The sequence below is a fragment of the Ruminococcus sp. 210702-SL.1.03 genome (assembly GCF_020559915.1).
Lineage (GTDB): Bacteria > Bacillota > Clostridia > Oscillospirales > Ruminococcaceae > YE71.
In genome coordinates this window covers 1-345 of sequence record NZ_JAJCLZ010000141.1, presented here as the reverse complement: position 1 = coordinate 345, position 345 = coordinate 1, and the positions used below count along the sequence as shown (strand labels likewise).

Genomic DNA, 345 nt, shown 5'->3' with positions numbered 1-345 from the left:
ATCGTTTGCGGACTTTGTAAACCATTCGATAGCTTGTTCCTTATCCTTTGTAAGTTCCGCTGCACCGAAAAGATAGATCCTGCCAAGCTGATAACTTGCCCAATGATTTTTGTCAGCAGATCTTCCAAAATAATTGACAGCTTTTTGTATTTCATACTTTTCTTCCTGCAAATACAGCTTTGCAAGTGCATACTGCACATACTCGTTATCTTCCGCCAAGAGCAAATATCTTTCTGCTTTGTCCAGATTTTGAAACATTATCTCACCCTGCAAATAAATTTTGCCTAGTCTTGATTTTGTCAATAAAACTTGACACATTGACCGCAAGGATTTGAAGTTAAGCAG

Annotated in this window: 2 pseudogenes; both read right to left on the bottom strand. The window is 38.0% G+C overall.

Annotated elements, in window-relative coordinates:
• Positions 1-219: pseudogene (locus LI114_RS13825) on the bottom strand (sel1 repeat family protein); the annotation flags it as partial.
• Positions 220-318: pseudogene (locus LI114_RS14425) on the bottom strand (hypothetical protein); the annotation flags it as partial.
• Positions 319-345 lie beyond the last annotated feature (27 nt).